Annotated in this window: 16 protein-coding genes; 8 read left to right on the forward strand and 8 right to left on the reverse strand. The window is 67.2% G+C overall.

What is annotated here, in order from left to right; all coding sequences use genetic code 11:
* Positions 1-10: 10 nt before the first annotated feature.
* From ASE39_RS00115 to surE, 4 genes are read right to left on the reverse strand one after another with little or no spacing between them, the layout of a single operon-like run.
* Positions 11-1,015 carry an RluA family pseudouridine synthase gene (locus ASE39_RS00115; RefSeq protein ID WP_057270272.1) on the reverse strand — a complete coding sequence of 335 codons (1,005 nt, stop codon included), beginning with the start codon at positions 1,013-1,015 and terminating at the stop codon, positions 11-13.
* A 41-nt stretch (positions 1,016-1,056) separates the two neighbouring features.
* Positions 1,057-1,971 (reverse strand): peptidoglycan DD-metalloendopeptidase family protein, encoded by a 915-nt coding sequence (locus ASE39_RS00120; RefSeq protein WP_010464155.1) that lies wholly within the window; start codon positions 1,969-1,971, stop codon positions 1,057-1,059.
* A gap of 12 nt (positions 1,972-1,983) precedes the next feature.
* Positions 1,984-2,754, reverse strand: a complete 771-nt coding sequence (locus ASE39_RS00125; protein ID WP_057269833.1) for a protein-L-isoaspartate(D-aspartate) O-methyltransferase — start codon at positions 2,752-2,754, stop codon at positions 1,984-1,986.
* The gene (gene surE / locus ASE39_RS00130; protein ID WP_057269834.1) at positions 2,754-3,542 is read right to left on the reverse strand and encodes a 5'/3'-nucleotidase SurE; all 789 of its coding nucleotides are present in this window, start codon (positions 3,540-3,542) and stop codon (positions 2,754-2,756) included. Before surE ends, ASE39_RS00125 begins: the two co-directional genes overlap by 1 nt.
* Before the next feature lie 138 nt (positions 3,543-3,680).
* On the opposite strand from surE, the gene ASE39_RS00135 reads away from it, so the two are divergent.
* From ASE39_RS00135 to ASE39_RS00150, 4 genes are all read left to right on the forward strand, one after another.
* Positions 3,681-4,655: an NADPH:quinone oxidoreductase family protein gene (locus tag ASE39_RS00135; protein WP_057227112.1), complete on the forward strand. Its 975-nt coding sequence runs from the start codon at positions 3,681-3,683 to the stop codon at positions 4,653-4,655.
* A gap of 189 nt (positions 4,656-4,844) precedes the next feature.
* Positions 4,845-6,392 carry a GGDEF domain-containing protein gene (locus ASE39_RS00140; protein WP_010464145.1) on the forward strand — a complete coding sequence of 516 codons (1,548 nt, stop codon included), beginning with the start codon at positions 4,845-4,847 and terminating at the stop codon, positions 6,390-6,392.
* Positions 6,393-6,596: 204 nt separating this feature from the next.
* Positions 6,597-8,138: an alkaline phosphatase D family protein gene (locus tag ASE39_RS00145; RefSeq protein WP_242421328.1), complete on the forward strand. Its 1,542-nt coding sequence runs from the start codon at positions 6,597-6,599 to the stop codon at positions 8,136-8,138.
* Between the two features lie 172 nt (positions 8,139-8,310).
* A complete protein-coding gene (locus tag ASE39_RS00150; RefSeq protein WP_242421329.1) occupies positions 8,311-10,164 on the forward strand; it encodes a gamma-glutamyltransferase family protein in 1,854 nt (617 codons plus the stop codon).
* Between the two features lie 147 nt (positions 10,165-10,311).
* Here ASE39_RS00150 and ASE39_RS00155 read toward each other — a convergent pair whose 3' ends face one another.
* Positions 10,312-10,752 (reverse strand): cupin domain-containing protein, encoded by a 441-nt coding sequence (locus ASE39_RS00155; RefSeq protein WP_241777009.1) that lies wholly within the window; start codon positions 10,750-10,752, stop codon positions 10,312-10,314.
* Between the two features lie 526 nt (positions 10,753-11,278).
* A complete protein-coding gene (locus ASE39_RS00165) occupies positions 11,279-12,037 on the reverse strand; it encodes a sulfite exporter TauE/SafE family protein (protein ID WP_057269837.1) in 759 nt (252 codons plus the stop codon).
* A 104-nt stretch (positions 12,038-12,141) separates the two neighbouring features.
* On the opposite strand from ASE39_RS00165, the gene ASE39_RS00170 reads away from it, so the two are divergent.
* Entirely contained in the window at positions 12,142-13,119 is a 978-nt protein-coding gene (locus ASE39_RS00170) for a LysR substrate-binding domain-containing protein (protein ID WP_057269838.1), read from the forward strand.
* A gap of 297 nt (positions 13,120-13,416) precedes the next feature.
* Here the strand turns inward: ASE39_RS00170 and ASE39_RS00175 are convergent, their stop codons facing one another.
* Together ASE39_RS00175 and ASE39_RS00180 are read right to left on the reverse strand one after the other, a co-directional pair.
* Positions 13,417-14,046: a pyridoxamine 5'-phosphate oxidase family protein gene (locus ASE39_RS00175; protein ID WP_057269839.1), complete on the reverse strand. Its 630-nt coding sequence runs from the start codon at positions 14,044-14,046 to the stop codon at positions 13,417-13,419.
* Positions 14,047-14,275: 229 nt separating this feature from the next.
* Positions 14,276-14,842, reverse strand: a complete 567-nt coding sequence (locus ASE39_RS00180) for a peroxidase-related enzyme (protein ID WP_057270274.1) — start codon at positions 14,840-14,842, stop codon at positions 14,276-14,278.
* A gap of 149 nt (positions 14,843-14,991) precedes the next feature.
* Between ASE39_RS00180 and ASE39_RS00185 the strand changes: the two genes are divergently transcribed.
* From ASE39_RS00185 to ASE39_RS00195, 3 genes are all read left to right on the forward strand, one after another.
* A complete protein-coding gene (locus ASE39_RS00185; RefSeq protein WP_057269840.1) occupies positions 14,992-15,897 on the forward strand; it encodes an AraC family transcriptional regulator in 906 nt (301 codons plus the stop codon).
* 190 nt (positions 15,898-16,087) lie between these two features.
* A complete protein-coding gene (locus ASE39_RS00190) occupies positions 16,088-16,585 on the forward strand; it encodes a hypothetical protein (RefSeq protein WP_057270275.1) in 498 nt (165 codons plus the stop codon).
* A complete protein-coding gene (locus ASE39_RS00195; protein WP_010464122.1) occupies positions 16,582-16,845 on the forward strand; it encodes a hypothetical protein in 264 nt (87 codons plus the stop codon). The genes ASE39_RS00190 and ASE39_RS00195 overlap by 4 nt, the downstream gene beginning before the upstream one ends.

Below are 16,845 nucleotides of genomic sequence, written 5' to 3' on the forward strand. Positions count from 1 at the left end.
AGTCTGGCCGTCAGGGCGCATTGTAGCCCAGCCCCCACAAGGAGAGGGCCTGGCGCATGTCTTCGGGCACGGGCGCATGGAATTCCAGCGCCTCGCCCGTAACTGGATGCACAAAAGCCAGGCGGTAGGCGTGAAGTGCCTGCCGCTGCATCGCGCCAACCGGCGCGCCCCCATAGAGGCTGTCCCCCACCAGCGGGTGCTTCAGGGATGCCATGTGCACCCGTATCTGGTGGGTACGCCCGGTGTGCAGCGTGCATTGCACCCAACAGCCTTCGTCCGAACCAGCCAACCAGCGCACGTCGGTCCGCGCCAGCTTGCCCGCATGGAGTGCCAGATCCACCACAGCCATGCGCAGGCGGTTGCGTGGATCTCGGCCGATGGGAGCATCCACCGTGCGGCTCTTGGGACCTGACCATGCGCCGTGGGCCAGGGCCAGGTACTGGCGCTGCACCTTGCGCTCCGCGATCAGTGCGACCAGCGCGTCCATGGTGGAGCGATCCCGTGCCACCACCATCAAGCCGCTCGTGTCCTTGTCGAGCCGGTGGACGATGCCGGCACGCGGCACGGTCAGTGCTTTTTCGTCGCGGGCGAGCAGGCCGTTGAGCAAGGTGCCACTCCAGTTCCCGGGCGCTGGATGGACCACCAGGCCCGCTGGTTTGTTCACTACCAGCAGATGCGCGTCCTCATGGACGACCTCAATCTCCATGGGCTCGGGCCGGAAAGCCTGGCTTTGCAGGGTGGGCCGCATTTCCAGCACCACCTGATCGCCCACCTTCACGCGGGTAGCGACCTTGGTGACCGGCTTGCCGTTGAGGCTCACCAGGCCCTGCGCCAGCAACTGCTGCAGATAGCTGCGCGAGAACTCGGGAACCAGATCGGCGAGCGCCCGGTCCAGCCGGGCAGCATGTTGCCCGGCACCGATCTGCGCGGAGCGAAGCTCGCTCCCCGATTCTTCCGCAAGCCCCTCCGACTCTTCGTTCAGCAGGTCATCCACGGTTCCGGCCGGGCCCTGCACATCACCGGTTGCACCCACGGGCGGTAGAGCCACAGCGGGATTCAACGGGGAGGCAGGTAACGCGACGGATCGACAGGCTTGCCCTGGCGACGAATCTCGAAGTGCAGCTTGACCCGGTCGGCGTCAGTGCTACCCATCTCGGCAATTTTTTGCCCCTTGCGCACAGCCTGATCCTCCTTGACAAGCAGGGTCTGGTTGTGGGCATACGCCGTCAAAAACGTGTTGTTGTGCTTGAGGATGACAAGATTGCCATATCCGCGCAGCCCCGCCCCTGAATACACCACGCGGCCATCGGCAGCTGCCAGGACCGGATCCCCCGCCTTGCCAGCAATGTCATACCCCTTGTTGCGCGCCTCGTCAAAACCGGCAATCAACGAACCTGGGGCTGGCCAGATAAACGCCATGTCATCTTCTGCTGCAGCCTGGGGAGCCGCAGGCGTGGCGGGTGCCACTGCCACCACGGGGCCAGAGGCCGCCGAAGTGGCAGGCTTGGCCGCGCTGGCAGCGGGCGCTGGTGTGCTGGCAGGTGCTGCAGGCGTCACGGTGGAGGACGTGACAGGCCGCGTTACCACGCCACTGTCCGAGGCGACTGCCTGCGAAGCAGCTACCGGCGGCGCCACGCGCAGCACCTGGCCGACTTCGATCAGATTTGCATTGTCGAGGCTGTTCCAGCGCGCAATGTCTTTCCAGCTCTGGCCAGATTCCAGCCCGATGCGGATAAGGGTATCTCCTGGCTTGACCGTGTAATAGCCTGGTTTGCCAGCGTTCTCGGCGCCAGGCAGCGGCTTGACGGGGGCGCCAACCACCACACCGGGTTGTGCGGAAGAAGAAGGTGTGGAGGAGGATGTGCCTCGGTCTTCCACTGGAGCCTTGTTCAGCCGGGTACCGCAGCCGGTGAGCGCAAAACCCGCCAGTGCCACAGTCAACCCAACCACAAGACCACGCGATACGAACATAAGCAATTCCCTTCAGGCAATCCCCGATTTTAGAGGGACAAAATGCACAGGCTCCAGCACGCTTTGTTTCAATCCGTGCGGAGTTTTGTCGATCACAAGCAACATCTGCTGCCCACCCGCCAGTGCCATGGGTGCAACCAGCCTGCCGCCAACGGCCAATTGATCGCACCAAGCCTGGGGCACGGCATCGCCACCAGCTGCGGCAATGATGGCTGCATAGGGTGCGCCCTTGGCGTAGCCCAACATGCCGTCACCAAACAGCAAATGAACATTGGCCAGGCGAAACGGGCGCAGATTGTGGCGCGCCTTGTCATGCAGGCCACGCAGGCGCTCCAGCGTGTAGACCTCGCGTGCCAGGTGGCTCAGCACGGCGGCCTGGTAGCCGCAGCCCGTGCCGATCTCCAGCACGCGCCCCAACCCACCGGTGCGCGCACCTTCAGCCCCCAAAAGCAATTCACACATGCGGGCAACGACATTGGGTTTGGAGATGGTCTGCCCGAGGCCAATCGGCAGGCTTGTGTCCTCGTACGCCTGATTGACCAGGGCACTGTCCACAAAACGATGGCGCTCCACAGTGCCCATGGCCTGCAACACCGCCGCCGACGTGATACCACCAGCCGCCAGTTTCTGCACCATGCGCGCGCGGACCGCCGCAGAGTCCAACCCGACGCCTACCGGGGCTGCCGCCACTGGGTTGCGGGCGGGCGTCGCCACCGGCGCGGTCCGGGCTGGAGCATGTCCTGACCCCGGCAACCGGGCTGGGAATCCTGGGCGGCGCTGCATCAGAGCTCAGGGGCGCCAGCCGCCCCCGCCGCAAGCCGGGACGCCGTTTGCGCCCAGTAGCCAAGGTTGTCGTGGTCGGTCAGATCCACCTTCAGCGGCGTGATGGACACATGGCCCTGCGCCGTGGCATGGAAATCCGTGCCGTCCGCGTCATCCTTGGCCGCTCCTGCGCCACCGATCCAGTACATCGCCTCGCCCCGGGGGCTTTCCTGCACGATCACACGCTCGGCCGCGTGGCGGCGCCCCAGGCGACACAGCTTGAGGGGCTTCAGCGCGTCGAGGGGCATGTTGGGAATGTTCACGTTCAGCAGCCACGGGGTTTCGTTCACGAGCTTCTGCGCCAGCATCTGCGCAACGATTTCGCGCGCCTTGGCCGCAGCGGCCTCGATCTCGCCCCACCCCTTGTCCACCTGGGAGAAGGCAATGGCTGGAATGCCAAACAGATAGCCCTCCATGGCCGCGCCCACCGTGCCCGAATAGATGGTGTCATCGCCCATGTTGGCGCCATTGTTGATGCCCGACACCACCAGATCGGGCCGGTAGCCCAGCAGCCCCGTCAGGGCGATGTGCACGCAGTCGGCTGGCGTTCCGTTCACATAGCGAAAACCGTTGAAGGCCTTGTGCACATACAGCGGCGAGTGCAGCGTCAACGCATTGGACTTGGCGCTGTTGTTGTGCTCGGGCGCGACCACTTCCACCTCCACCCCATCAAGGGTTTTCAAGGCATCGTGCAGCGCAACGATGCCCGGAGCCTGGTAGCCGTCGTCGTTGGAAATCAGAATTTTCATGGGTTGCGGTGGAGCTTGCAACGGATTGTAGGTGGGGCGTCCGGCCTTGGCCCCACGGCCAGCCCCCGTCGCTCGTGGGACATCGCGCGCCCGGTTGCCCCGCCTATCATGCAGCCCACATTGACAGGAGACTTTTCCATGCACGCTTGGCTTTGCACCAACCCCACCGGCGTTGACGCCCTGGCCTGGACCGAACTGCCCACGCCCTCGCCCAAGGCGGGCGAGGTGCTCATCGAGATCAAGGCCGCCAGCCTGAACTTCCCGGACCTGCTGATCGTGCAGAACAAGTACCAGATGAAACCGCCGCTGCCCTTCGTGCCCGGCTCTGAATACGCAGGCGTGGTCGCGGCGGTAGGCGATGGGGTCACCCACCTCAAGGTCGGCCAAAACGTGGCCTGCCTGTCGGGCACCGGTGGTTTTGGCACCCACACCCTTGCCCCCGCGGCCCTGTGCATGCCACTGCCCGACGGTTTTTCGCATGTGGACGCCGCCGCGTTCATCATGATCTACGCCACATCCCACCATGCGCTGGTAGACCGCGCACAGCTCAAGGCCGGCGAAACCGTGCTGGTGCTGGGCGCTGCCGGGGGCGTGGGCACAGCAGCCATCCAGATTGCCAAGGCGATGGGCGCGCGTGTGATTGCAGCAGCCTCCAGCGACGAAAAGTGTGCGCTGTGCACCTCCATCGGCGCGGACGCCACCATCAACTACAGCAAAGACAACCTGCGCGACGCCATCAAAACGCTCACCGACGGCAAGGGCCCCGACGTGATTTATGACCCTGTGGGCGGCGACTTTGCCGAGCCCGCCTTCCGCTCCATCGCCTGGCGCGGCCGCTACCTGGTGGTGGGTTTTGCGTCCGGCCCCATCCCGGCCCTGCCCTTCAACCTGGCACTGCTCAAGGGTGCCTCCATCGTGGGTGTGTTCTGGGGCGACTTCGCCAAGCGTGAGCCCAAGGCCAATGCCGCCATGATGGGCGAGCTGGCGCAGTGGTACGCCCAGGGCAAGATCAAGCCCGTGATCGACCGCACCATGCCCATGGCCGAGCTGCCCGCCGCCTACGCCCACATGGGTTCGCGGGGGGTGATGGGCAAGCTCGTGATGGTGAACTAGGAATCCCCTGCAGCGGCTGCGGCGTCATCCCCGGGGGACGCCAGTAGCCAGGCCAGGCCCATTCCACGGCGCCTGCAGGTCTGCCGCCGCGCCAGTGCGATCCACAGCGCCCCCCAATAGGTGGGGCAATGTGCGAGCCGCTGTGTCACACTCGTGCCTCCTGATTTCCCCTGACACTGGTGTCCGTACATGGCCGACCGACCACCTTCCGAAATTGCGCGCGAGACGCTCAAGCAGCTGACCGCCCGCCGTCTGCCCCCGACGCCCGACAACTACCTGGCGCTGTACGACGAGATCTCAGGAACCCGCAGCCCCCAGCCGTTCCCGGAAGGCCCGCTGCACCACATCCTGAGGGTGTTGCCAGGCCAAACCCCCGCACAAAAGCGACTGCTGGGGCAATTTGAGCGCGCCGTCAACAACAAAGACTGGACTTCGCTACAAAGTGTGCTGGTCGGCTACGCCAACCTGGGGCTGAACCCGGCGGCGGCGGCGGCCACCCCAGTAGAGACAGCGGCAGATGCCCCGGGCACCGCCAACCCTGGCGTCCTGCCGGACGAGTTTGCGCAGATGCTGGCCCGCCTCATCGACAACACGATGCCCGCGCTGGGCGAGGACGATGCCCGCGTGATCGAGATGGCGGAAAAGCTCATCGCCTTTCTGAAAGAACCCGCACCGCCCATCTCCACCGTCCAGCTCATGCTGGGCAACTTCACCTACCGGCTGTCGTTTGCCACCGAAGACCAGGCCGCCATCCGCTCCAGCCTGCTGGAGTTGCTGCACATGGTGTTCGAGAACATCGCTGTGCTCAGCGTGGAAGACCGCTGGCTGCACGGCCAGGCCGAGGCATTGATGGCCGCCTCCACCCCGCCGCTCACGCTGCGCCGCCTGGACGATGTGCAGCGCCGGCTCAAGGACGTGATCTTCAAGCAGACCGAGGCCAAGGCCCGCACGGTCGAGGCGCAGGAGCAGATGAAGGACATGCTGGCCACGTTCATCGAACGCCTGGCCAAGATCACCGCATCCAGCACCACCTACCAGGGCACGATGGCCCGCTGCGCCGACCTGATCGGCAAGGCCAACACCCTCGAAGAAATCGCCCCCGTGCTGCAGGAAGTGATGACCGCCACCCGCTCGATGGCACTGGACAGCCGCGTGGCGCACGACGAACTGCACGACCTGCGCGAACGCACCGAAGCCAAGCGCGCCGAGGTCGCCAGGCTGCAAGAAGAGCTGGACCGCGCCAGCGCCCAGGCCCGGCACGACCCGCTCACGGGCTCGCTCAACCGCAAGGGCCTGGACGAGGCCATGGAGCGCGAAATTGCCCGCGCACGCCGCCTGGGCTCGCCGCTGTGCCTAGCGCTGCTGGACGTGGACAATTTCAAGACCATCAACGACCGCCTGGGCCACTCGGGCGGGGACGCCGCGCTGGTGCACCTGGCCCAGGTCACGCGCGAGGTCATGCGGCCACAGGATCTGCTGGCGCGCTATGGCGGCGAGGAATTCGTGCTGGTGCTACCCGACACCCCGGCGGAAAGCGGCGTGGCCGCCATGACGCGGCTGCAACGCGAGCTGACCACACGCTTTTTTCTGCAGGGCAGCGAGAAGGTGCTCATCACCTTCAGCGCCGGGGTCGCCCAGCTGCACGACAGCGAAGACAGCGCCGATGCCATCCGCCGTGCCGACCAGGCGATGTACCTGGCCAAACGATCGGGCAAAAACCGCGTCATGGCCGCATGAAAGGAAGACCCCCTGTGTCGCCTTCGGCGCCTTCCCCCGGAGGGGGACGCCGCCAGCGCACGCAAGCGAAGCGCCGCATCCGCAGCTTGGCGGGCCTTGCGCGGCGGCCGCTGGCCTGGGCTGCGCCAGTTTTGAGCGCAGCGCACTGAGGCGCACCCTGCAGTGCCCCCAGAGCAAAGACGGTCCTTTCTGCGGCACGCAGCCATGGCTGCCGCTGCCACCAGCCTGCCCCATTGGGCTTGGAGCAACCCGCCGTCGCTACACGCCAACCCGTTCGCGTTGGGCGTGGCCAGTGGAGACCCGGCGCCCGACGGTGTGGTGCTGTGGACGCGGCTGGTGCTGGCCGACCCGGCGCAGATGCAGGCCACCCACACCGTGCGGTGGGAGGTGGCGCACGATGTGCGTTTTGCGCAGATCGTGCAAAAAGGCGAAGCCACCGCCCTGCCCACGCTCGGCCACAGCGTGCATGTGGAGCTGCAGGGCCTGGCACCAGGCCGCTGGTACCACTACCGCTTCATGCTGGGCGATGCCATCAGCACGGTGGGCCGCACGCGCACGGCCCCGGCACCCGGTGACCTGCCAGACGCGCTGCGCCTGGCGTTTGCATCCTGCCAGCGCTGGGAACACGGCCACTACGCCGCGTGGCGCCATCTGGTGGCCGACCAGCCCGACCTGGTGCTGTTCCTGGGCGACTACATCTACGAGTACGCCACGCCCAAGAACACCACCGACCTGGCCCGCACCCACGCCCTGCGCCTGGCCAGCACGCTGGCCGATTTCCGTGACCGCTACGCCCTGCACAAAAGCGACCCCGCCCTGCAGGCCGCCCACGCCGCCTGCCCCTGGGCCGTGACCTGGGACGACCACGAGGTGCAAAACGACTACGCCGCCAGCACAGGGCATGCGGGCCGGGGCGACGACGCCAGCTTCCTGGCGCTGCGCGGTGCCGCCTGGCAGGCCTTTTACGAAAACATGCCGCTGCGCGCCGCCAGCCTGAACCGGCCATCCCCCGACACCCGCTGGGATGCCCTGCAGGTGTACCGCCGACTGCGCTGGGGGCGTCTGGCCCACATCCACCTGCTGGACAGCCGCCAGTACCGCAGCTGGCAGGCCTGCCGCTCGCCCCAATCCGCCAGCGCCGGTGCCGTGCGCGCCGCCGACTGCGCCGACCTGGCCAGCCCCGCCCGGACACTGCTGGGCACGGCGCAAGAGCAGTGGCTGCACGCGGGCCTGGCCACAGACGCCCGCGACCAGAACACCACGCGCTGGAGCGTGCTGGCGCAGCAAACCCTGTTTTCGCCACGCCACTACCCCTCGGGCGTCACGTCCACCGACAGCTGGGACGGCTACCCCGCCGCCCGCGCACGCCTGCTGCAGGCCGTGGGCCAGCATGCTCCGCGCAACACCGTGCTGCTGGGCGGCGACATCCACCAGAACTATGTGTGCCGCGTGCACGCCGATCCCGACCGCCCCGATTCGCCCGTCATCGCCAGCGAGTTCTGCGGCACCTCCATCAGCTCGCGCTCGGGCACCACGCAGGACAGGGTGGATGCCATCGTCCGGCACAACCCGCACGTACTGCTGGCTCGCTGCGACCAGCGCGGCTATGGGCTGGCCGACATCACGCCCGCGCGCTGGACCACCACCCTGCGCGTGCTGGATGACCCGCTGCGCGTGGACAGCACCGCCACCACGCTCGCCCAGTTTGTGGTGGAAGACAAGCGGCCTGGCCCTGTACGTGCCTGAGCGCACGCCCGCAGCGCAATTGCTCCTGTTTTGATAGCTTCCAGCGCTTTTCCATAAAGCGCCAGAGGCCAAAAACATTCATATTTTCAAAGCCTGTAGCGTGATGTAACGCTGCGGCGCCCCGCCGCGAAGGCGACTTACCATGGCCGCTTCTTGCACCGAAGGAGCCGCCATGTCAAAAGCACCCACGCCCAGAACGCCCGCCACGCCCTCTCCACGCGCATTCAACAGAACACTGCTCGCCACTGCGGCCTTCACCACCCTGGTCGCCATCGCAGGCTGCGCCAGCGCCCCCTCACAGTTCGCCTACACCGTGCCGGCCCAGCCCGAAGGCTCATCGGGCTACACCGAAAAGCCCGGCTGGGCCACCGAGAAGTTCGCCGTGGCGGCCGCCAACCCGCTGGCGACCGATGCGGGCTACCAGATCCTCAAGGCCGGGGGCTCGGCCATCGATGCCGCCATCGCGGTGCAGATGGTGCTGACGCTGGTGGAGCCCCAGTCAAGCGGCATCGGTGGCGGCGCCTTCCTGCTGCACAGCACCGGCAAAACGGTGGAGGCCTATGACGGCCGCGAGACCGCGCCCGCTGCCGCAGACGAAAAACTCTTCCTCGGCGCCGACGGCAAGCCCGTGCCGTTCTATGACGGCGTGGTGGGCGGCCGCTCGGTCGGCGTGCCCGGCACCGTGCGCATGCTGGAGCTGGCGCACAAGCAGCACGGCAAGCTGCCCTGGGCCACGCTGTTCCAGCCCGCCATCACCCTGGCCGAGGGCGGATTCAAGATCAGCGCGCGGCTCAACACCCTGGTGGCGGCGGACCCGCACCTCAAAAAGGACCCGGTGGCCGCCGCCTACTTCTACAAGGCCGATGGCGATGCCCGCGACGTGGGCGTGAACCTGCGCAACCCCGAGCTGGCCGCCGTGCTGCGCAAGATCGCAGCCGAAGGCAGCAAGGCCCTGCACGAAGGCGAGATCGCCCAGGCCATCGTCGACAAGGTGCAAAAACATCCCACCAACCCCGGCAAGCTCAGCATGGCCGACCTGGCTGGCTACCAGCCCAAGAAGCGCGAAGCGCTGTGCCACGACTACCAGGTGGCCAGCAAAGACTTCCGCGTGTGCGGCTTTCCGCCGCCCAGCTCGGGTGCCATTGCCATCGGACAGATCCTGGGCATCCTCAAGAACACCGACGCCGCCGCCAAGCCGCTGCAGGACGGCCTCCCCTCGGCCGACTGGCTGCACCTGTACACCGAAGCCGCCCGCCTGGCCTTTGCCGACCGCGCGCAGTACGTGGGCGACCCCGACTTCGTACAGCCGCCTGCCGGCAGCTGGAGCAGCCTGCTCGCCCCGGCCTACCTGGCCGAGCGTGCCAAGCTCATCGGCGCGCAGAGCATGAAGGTGGCGCAGCCCGGCAACCCCGGCGCTGTGAAAACCAGCTATGCGCCCATGCCCGACCAGCCCGAGTACGGCACCAGCCACATCAGCATCGTCGACGCGTTCGGCAATGCCGTGGCCATGACGACCACCATCGAAGACCAGTTCGGCGCGCGGCAGATGGTCAAAGGGTTTTTGCTCAACAACGAGCTCACCGACTTCAGCTTTGCCCCCGCCGACGCCCAAGGCCAGCCAATCGCCAACCGCGTGCAGCCCGGCAAGCGCCCGCGCTCGTCCATGGCGCCCACGCTGGTGTTCGACAAGGCCACGGGCGAGTTGCTGATGAGCGGCGGCAGCCCCGGCGGCGCGGCCATCATCCACTACACCGCCAAGACGCTGTATGGCGTCTTCAACTGGGGCCTGATGCCGCAGCAGGCCATCAACCTGCCCAACTTCGGCTCCATGAACGGGCCCACGCTGCTGGAGGAAAAGCGCTTTCCGCCCGCCACGGTCGAGGCCCTGCGCGCCCGCGGCGCCGAGGTGCGTGAGATGAACATGACCAGCGGCCTGCAGGCCATCACGCTGGGCAACGCCCATGGCAAGAAGCTATGGATGGGCGGCGCCGACCCGCGGCGTGAGGGTGTGGTGATGGGCGACTGAGACAACCTATTTTTGCAGCAAAGAGGCCGACAACGCTCTTCCATAAAGCGCAAATAGCTATCAAAAAAAAGCGTTCTGCGGGCACGGCCGCAGAACGCCTTTGTGGCCTTCGGACTCAACGCCGCCGCGGGATCCCGCAGGCGTCGCTCACTGCTCGGCGATCACATCCACGAACACCAGCGGCTCCGTGCCGGTGTTCACGAGCCCATGCGACTCGCCCTTGCGCACGATGGTCACGTCGCCCGGCTTCACGGCCACGTCCTTGCCATCCTTGTCGCGGAAAGTGCCCCGACCCGAGACGATGATGTAGGTGTCTTCGTTGGTCGTGTGCTTGTGGTAGCCGATGGAGTCGCCCGGCTGCAGCGTGAGCCAGCTGATCTCCTTGATGGCGTGGTCCTTGAGCGCCTTGTCGCGGGTGAAGGCGTACTCACCGATCAGCGTGCCCTTGCCTCCGCCGGCCGCTTCCTTGTTGGCCTTGATCAGCTCTTCCTTGGTGAACACCTCGGCCAGCGCCGGCGCGGCGGCCAACGCCAGGGCCATGGCGGCGCCCGCAGTGCGGACCAGGGTCTTGTTATGTGTTGTTGTCATGAAGTCTCCTCGGTGGATGAAGCCGCAGCTGCGCCGTGCAGCCTGGTGCGGCAGCCACGCCCGCGTGCAACAGGGCGTGTGCCGGGGAGCATGTTAGGGCTTCGGGCGGCGTCGCGCGCCACCGCCTGCGCTCCTCGCGGCGGCGTACCCGCAAATGTGCCCGCAGCTGCTGCAAAGAAAGGACGCGCGACGAAGGCGCAACATGTACAGCCACGAAACGCCAGAGGGAACAATGATGGCCCAAGCCACACATAGAACCACGACAGCGTCCGCAACAAGGCCGACGATGGCCCCAAGGCTCACAACAAGCCAGGCGAGGGGTTCTCCGCACAAGAAGACTCCCAGGCTTTGCGCCGGTGTCAGATCTTCCCGCATCTGGCGGAGCCGATGTCCGCAATGTTCGCAGCGGAGCTTCGGCCAGACCACCGGATCGGTAACGTATTCCATCTGCATGTAGCGCCTCGCGTGAATGAGAGCAGGAATCCATGAACAGGGCCGGCACAAAAGCGGACGGCCCATTGTGGACTTATGTCAGCCGCGCCAGCACCCGGGGCACGCTCGCCACCAGCATCGCCACGCCCGACAGCGTGAGCATGCCCAGCACGATCTGCCGGAACCGCGCGTCGCTGATGCCGTGGTACAGCCGGGCGCCCAGCAGCGTGGGCACCAGCATGGCGGGGACCACGATGGCCAGCAGGGGCAGGGCCTCGCGGGTGATGAGGCCCGTGGCCGTGTAGGTGCCGAAGGTCACCAGCAGCATCGCCAGGTTGAAGTTCTGGATGATGGCGCGCTGCACGTCCTTGTCCATGCCGCGCAGGGTGCACCACAGCGTGGGCAGCACCCCCGTGAAGCCGCCCAGGCCCCCCATCACCCCGCCGGCCATCCCGACCACCGCATCGGCCACGCGGCCGCCGCGGGTGATGCGCGGCAGTTGCTTGGCCATGAGCATCGCCGGGCACCACAGCACCAGCAGTGTGCCCAGCACCAGCTTGAAGGCGTCCATGTCCAGACGCGGCAGCACGGCCACCCCCAGCGGAATGCCCGCCAGCCCGCCCAGCACGAAGGGCAGCAGCCGCGCCTTGTCAAAACCCCGGCGCACCGAGAACGCCGCCACCAGCTGGCCGGTGAGCGCGCCGCACACCGTCAGCACCGCGCCCAGGCGCGGCTCCAGCGTCCAGGCCCAGAACGACATGGCCACCATGCCAAAGCCAAAGCCCGACAGGCCCTGCACAAAGCCCGCCGCCACCGCCCCGAGGGCTACCACCCACAGCACTGATGAGTCCATCGCCTTCCCCTCCTTTGTTGCCGTGCATTGTGGAGACTTCCCATAAGCAAAGCATCAGCAATTAATATCAAGCCATATTGATTTTGTAATGCCTTGAAACTGCCATGGCTGCGCATCTGCCCCTCGATCCCGACGCCATTCACTCCCGCCTGGCCTCGCGCCTGAAGATGCGCCACCTGGTGCTGCTGCAGCAGATCGAGGCGCATGGCACGCTCACCCGCGTGGCGCACCACATGGCCACGAGCCAGCCGGCCATCACGCATGCGCTGGCCGAGCTGGAGGCGATTTTCGGCGCGCCGCTGTTCGAGCGGTCCACGCGCGGCATGGTGCCCACGGCGCTGGGCACCGTGGCGCTGGCCCGTGCGCGCACCCTGCTGCAGGACCTGGGCCACTGGGCACGCGACATGGAAGCCGCCAGCGCAGGCCGCGCGGCCCACCTGCAGGTGGGGGTGATCCCGTTCGTGCCGGGGCGCCTGCTGGCTGCGGCCATCGGCCAGACGCGGCCCCGCGGCCTGCGTGCCACGGTCAGCATCCACGAAGGCACCAGCGACCACCTGCTGCAGCGCCTGCGCGGGCACGAGCTCGACTGCGTGATCGGCCGCACCTCCGCCGTGCTCGACATGGACGGGCTGGTGCACGAGGTGCTTTACCACCAGGAGCCACGCCTCATCGCCCACCGCCGCCTGTCGGCGCGCCTGGCCCGCAAGCCCCTGGCCTGGGCCGAACTGGCGGACCTGGACTGGGTGCTGGGCGCGCGGCAGACGCCCATGCGCGAGCAGATCACCGACTTCTTCCTGCGCGCGGGCGTGGTGCCGCCGCAGCCGTATGTGGAAAGCCTGTCGTCCAAGGTGATCGGCGAACTGGTGGCGGCCAGTGAACGGGCCGTGTCCATCGTGCCGGCCGACATTGCCCAGGAGCTCGTGCGCATCGCCGGCGTGGCCATCGTGCCGCACCGCTTTGGCTGGACGCTGCCGCCCATCACGCTGTTCCAGCGCCAGCGCGACGCGCAGCATGCCGAGGTGGCGCAGTTTGCACAGGCGCTGCGCGAGGCGGCCGCGGCGTTCACGGCCGAGCAGGCCTGAGGGTTCGAGCCCCTCCGGCCGATCCTCTCTGAACCTGTTCAAAATCTTTTCGAGGATCGCATTGGAGTGCAATCGGGACGAGTGGATGCTTCGGATGCGCCGCATGGGCTCATGCCCATGCAAGCAGCCGGGGCGTCCAATCGCCCGATTTCACTCCAACCCTTCGGGCAAGTGCCTTGCCGGGCGGTCTGCGGCGTTGCGGCGCTGTGGATAGCTGAGCTATCCACAGCGCACCGCACCTTGCACCCCATCCCGGCAAGGTACTTGTGCGACCCCGAAAAGATTTTGAACAGGCTCTCAATACAACGTCGCCTGCTGCCGCGCTGGCAGCTCCTTGTCATACGCCGCGCCATCGAATGCACCGTGCGTGATGGACGCAAGGATGGCGCCGGGCGTCGGCACCGGGCGCGGGGTGCCAGGCGGCACGGCATCCCACAGGCGCGAGCGCTGGATGGCGCGGGCGCACTGAAAGAACACCGTCTCCACATCGACCACGACCACGCACTTGGGCGGCTGCCCGTTCACGACGAAGCGCGCGAGCAGATCGGGCGCCACGCTGATGCGGGCGCGGCCGTTCACGCGCAGGGTTTCACCCACGCCGGGGATGAGAAAGAGCAGCGCCACGCGCGGATCGGCCACGATGTTGCGCAGGCTGTCGGCGCGGTTGTTGCCCCGACGCTCGGGCAGCAGCAGGGTTTTATCGTCCCGCAGCTGGACGAAGCCCGGAGGGTCGCCACGCGGCGATGCATCGAGCCCACCCGGGCCGGTGGTGGCCAGCACCGCGAACGGCGAGGCCTCGATCATGGCGCGGTAGGCCGGGTGCACGTGGGGTACCTCCTTGTGCAGGGAGGCATCGCTGAGGACCCCCAGCAGTGCATCCAGGCGCGCAAGGGTGTCAATGGCGTACTCGTCGCGGGGCGTGGTCATGGCGGTTTCTCTTTCGGGGGAGGACAAGGGACAGGCCATGGTGCGGCACGGCTGCCGCACTGACAAACGACATTCCCGCCTGGCATGCGTGACAAAACCGCACGCATGCAGCCCTGCAAGCCCCAGAATCTGCCCCACTCCCTGTCCCAGGGGTTTTCGCGGCAGTTGCGGCGGATGCAGGCCACGTCGCGGGGCCGGCGGTACCTTGAACTGCGCGCAGCCCCGCAGGTCAGCGCGCGGGGCGCAGCTTGACGTCGGGGAAATCCACCGGCACCGCGAGCGCCACGTTCACGTAGTTGGTGAACAGGTTGAGCGCCACATGGGCGACGATCTCGACGATGTGCTCGTCGCTCAAGCCGTGGCCTCGCAGCGCCTGCACGTCGGCGGCATCGACCTGGCCGCGTTCGTTGACCAGTTGGAGCGCAAAGCGCAGCACGGCAGCGGTGCGCGGGTCGGCCGATTCGCCCGACTGTGCGGCCGCCAGGTCATCGCCGCTCACGCCCGCCTTGCGGCCCAGCGCCGTGTGGGCGGCCAGGCAGTAGTCGCAGGCATTGCGGTTGGCCACGGCCACGGCGATCTGCTCGCCCAGCGCAGCGCCAATCACGCCGCCACCCAGCGCGCCAAAGGCGGACCACATGCTTTGCAGCGCGGCGGGCGAGTTGGCCACCGCGCGGAACATGTGGGGCGTGGCGCCGAAGGCGCCGTGGATCTGGTCGAGCACCGTGCGCACCGGGCCGGTGGCGGTGGTGCGGTCCACAAGGGCAACGCGGGCAGTGGAGAGGGCGGTAGCGGACATGGTGTTTTCCTTGAAAGTGTTGGCAGATTGGGTGACCGGCGCCGTTGTGAAGGCCGGGTGCTGAAACACAGCACCTCTGCAGTGTCTTGGGTGGCGCAGCACAATTTGGCATGAATAATCCATAATTCATACCAAATCATCCAAACACCATGAATACCCTAGACAACTGCACCACGCCCTTGCCAACACCGGTGCCAGCACCCGTGCCGTTTGACCGGCTGTCGTCGCTGCTGGAGCGCTTTCGGGTGCGCGCCCATCTGTTCCACAGTGGGCCGCTGTGCGGCGTCACGCACTTTGCGGCGGCGCCCGGGCGTGGCTTTCTGCATGTGCTGCGGCACGGGGAAATGGTGGTCACCCACCAGCCCCAGGCGGGCCCACCGGAGCGGCTGGAGGTGCGCGAGCCCAGCCTGCTCTTCTATGCCCGGCCGCTGGAGCACTTCTTCCACAACGCGCCCACCGAGGGCTCGGACTTCGCCTGCGCCGCACTGGACTTTGACGGCGGCGCCAGCCACCCGCTGGCCCGCGCCCTGCCCCCGCTGGTGCTGCTGCCCCTGGGCAAGGTGGACGGGCTGCAGCAGTCCCTGGACTTGCTGTTTGCCGAAACCGACCGCCTGCGCTGCGGGCACCGTGTGCTGGCCGACCGGCTCTTTGAAGTGGTGCTGCTGCAGCTGTTGCGCTGGCTGCTGGACCACCCCCAGGAGGCAGCCATGCCACCGGGCCTGCTCACGGGCCTGGCCGACCCGCCCCTGGCCCGCGCCCTCACCGCCCTGCACGATGCCCCGGGCCAGCCCTGGAGCCTGGCGCAGATGGCGGCGCAGGCGGGCATGTCGCGCAGCGCGTTTGCGGCGCGCTTCAAGGCGGTGGTGGGCGACACCCCCGCCGACTACCTGGCGCACTGGCGGCTGACGCTGGCGCAGGCCCATCTGCGCAACGGCCGGTCGTTGAAGTCGATTGCCAACGAGCTGGGTTATGCCAACCCCTCGGCGCTGTCGCGCGTGTTTGCGCAGAAGCTGGGCATGTCGCCCCGGGTCTGGCTGGAAGGCCTTGCCGCATAGCCAGCGGGCAAAGCCGATCCCCCTGCCCACCTCGACGCGGAGACCACGGGCCGCCACAATGTCCTGCGCCTGCCGCAAAGCACTTTTTTAGGTTAAAACAGGCCCTGGCGCTTGTACTGATTGCGCAAGCAGCTATTTAATTGATAGCAAAAATCCGCAAATGGATCAGCTGCCGGAAAGGATGCACGCCATGAACGCCGCTCTCACCCAACTGGCTGCCGACTGTGGGCTGGCCAGCGACGCCCAGACCCCGCTGCGCCTCGCGTTTGGCCTGGCCTGTGTGCAGCGCGTGCTCCACCTGCTGGAAGACCCGGAGGCCATCGCGGGCCTGGACACCCTGGCCGCGTTCACGGCAGGCACGGTGGATGTCGCCACGTTGGCCAACGCAGCCGCCCGGCTCAAGGAAGTGGCCTCGCACCACCGGGGCTCGCAGTCGCTGGACGGATCGGCCCATGCCGCCGTGTCTGCCACCTACGCCGTGGCCAACGCGCTGGCGGGCCGGGCGCTGGAGGCCGCCAGCTACGCGGCCTATGCCACGGTGTATGCGTATGGCGGGTATGCGGTGCAAGACCTCTCGGCCTTCGAGCCGGAGCACCGGTGGCAGGTGCTAGCCCTGCAGCGGCTGCTGGGCGATGCACCGCCCGAACAGCCGCCAAAGCCCGTTGCCGCCAGCCAGCCCTGCGCATGAGCCGCCAGCAGATTCCCGCCGCGCTGGCCGCCCCGCTGCGCGTGATCCTGGAGGCCGAGCTGGCGCGGGGCAACACCATCGACGAGGTGGCGGACTGGCCGCCCCAGTGCGAGCTGCTCGTCATCCTGCGCCGCCCGTTCGCAGCAGCCTACCCGACCGGGCCTGGCGTGGAATTCACCGCCATCGAAGACCGGCACTACTGGAAGTCCGAATACAACCTGGATGGCGGCCGGCAGACGCTGGCGTGCGGTTTTGGCTGA

The sequence above is a fragment of the Acidovorax sp. Root267 genome, assembly GCF_001429215.1.
Lineage (GTDB): Bacteria > Pseudomonadota > Gammaproteobacteria > Burkholderiales > Burkholderiaceae_C > Acidovorax > Acidovorax radicis.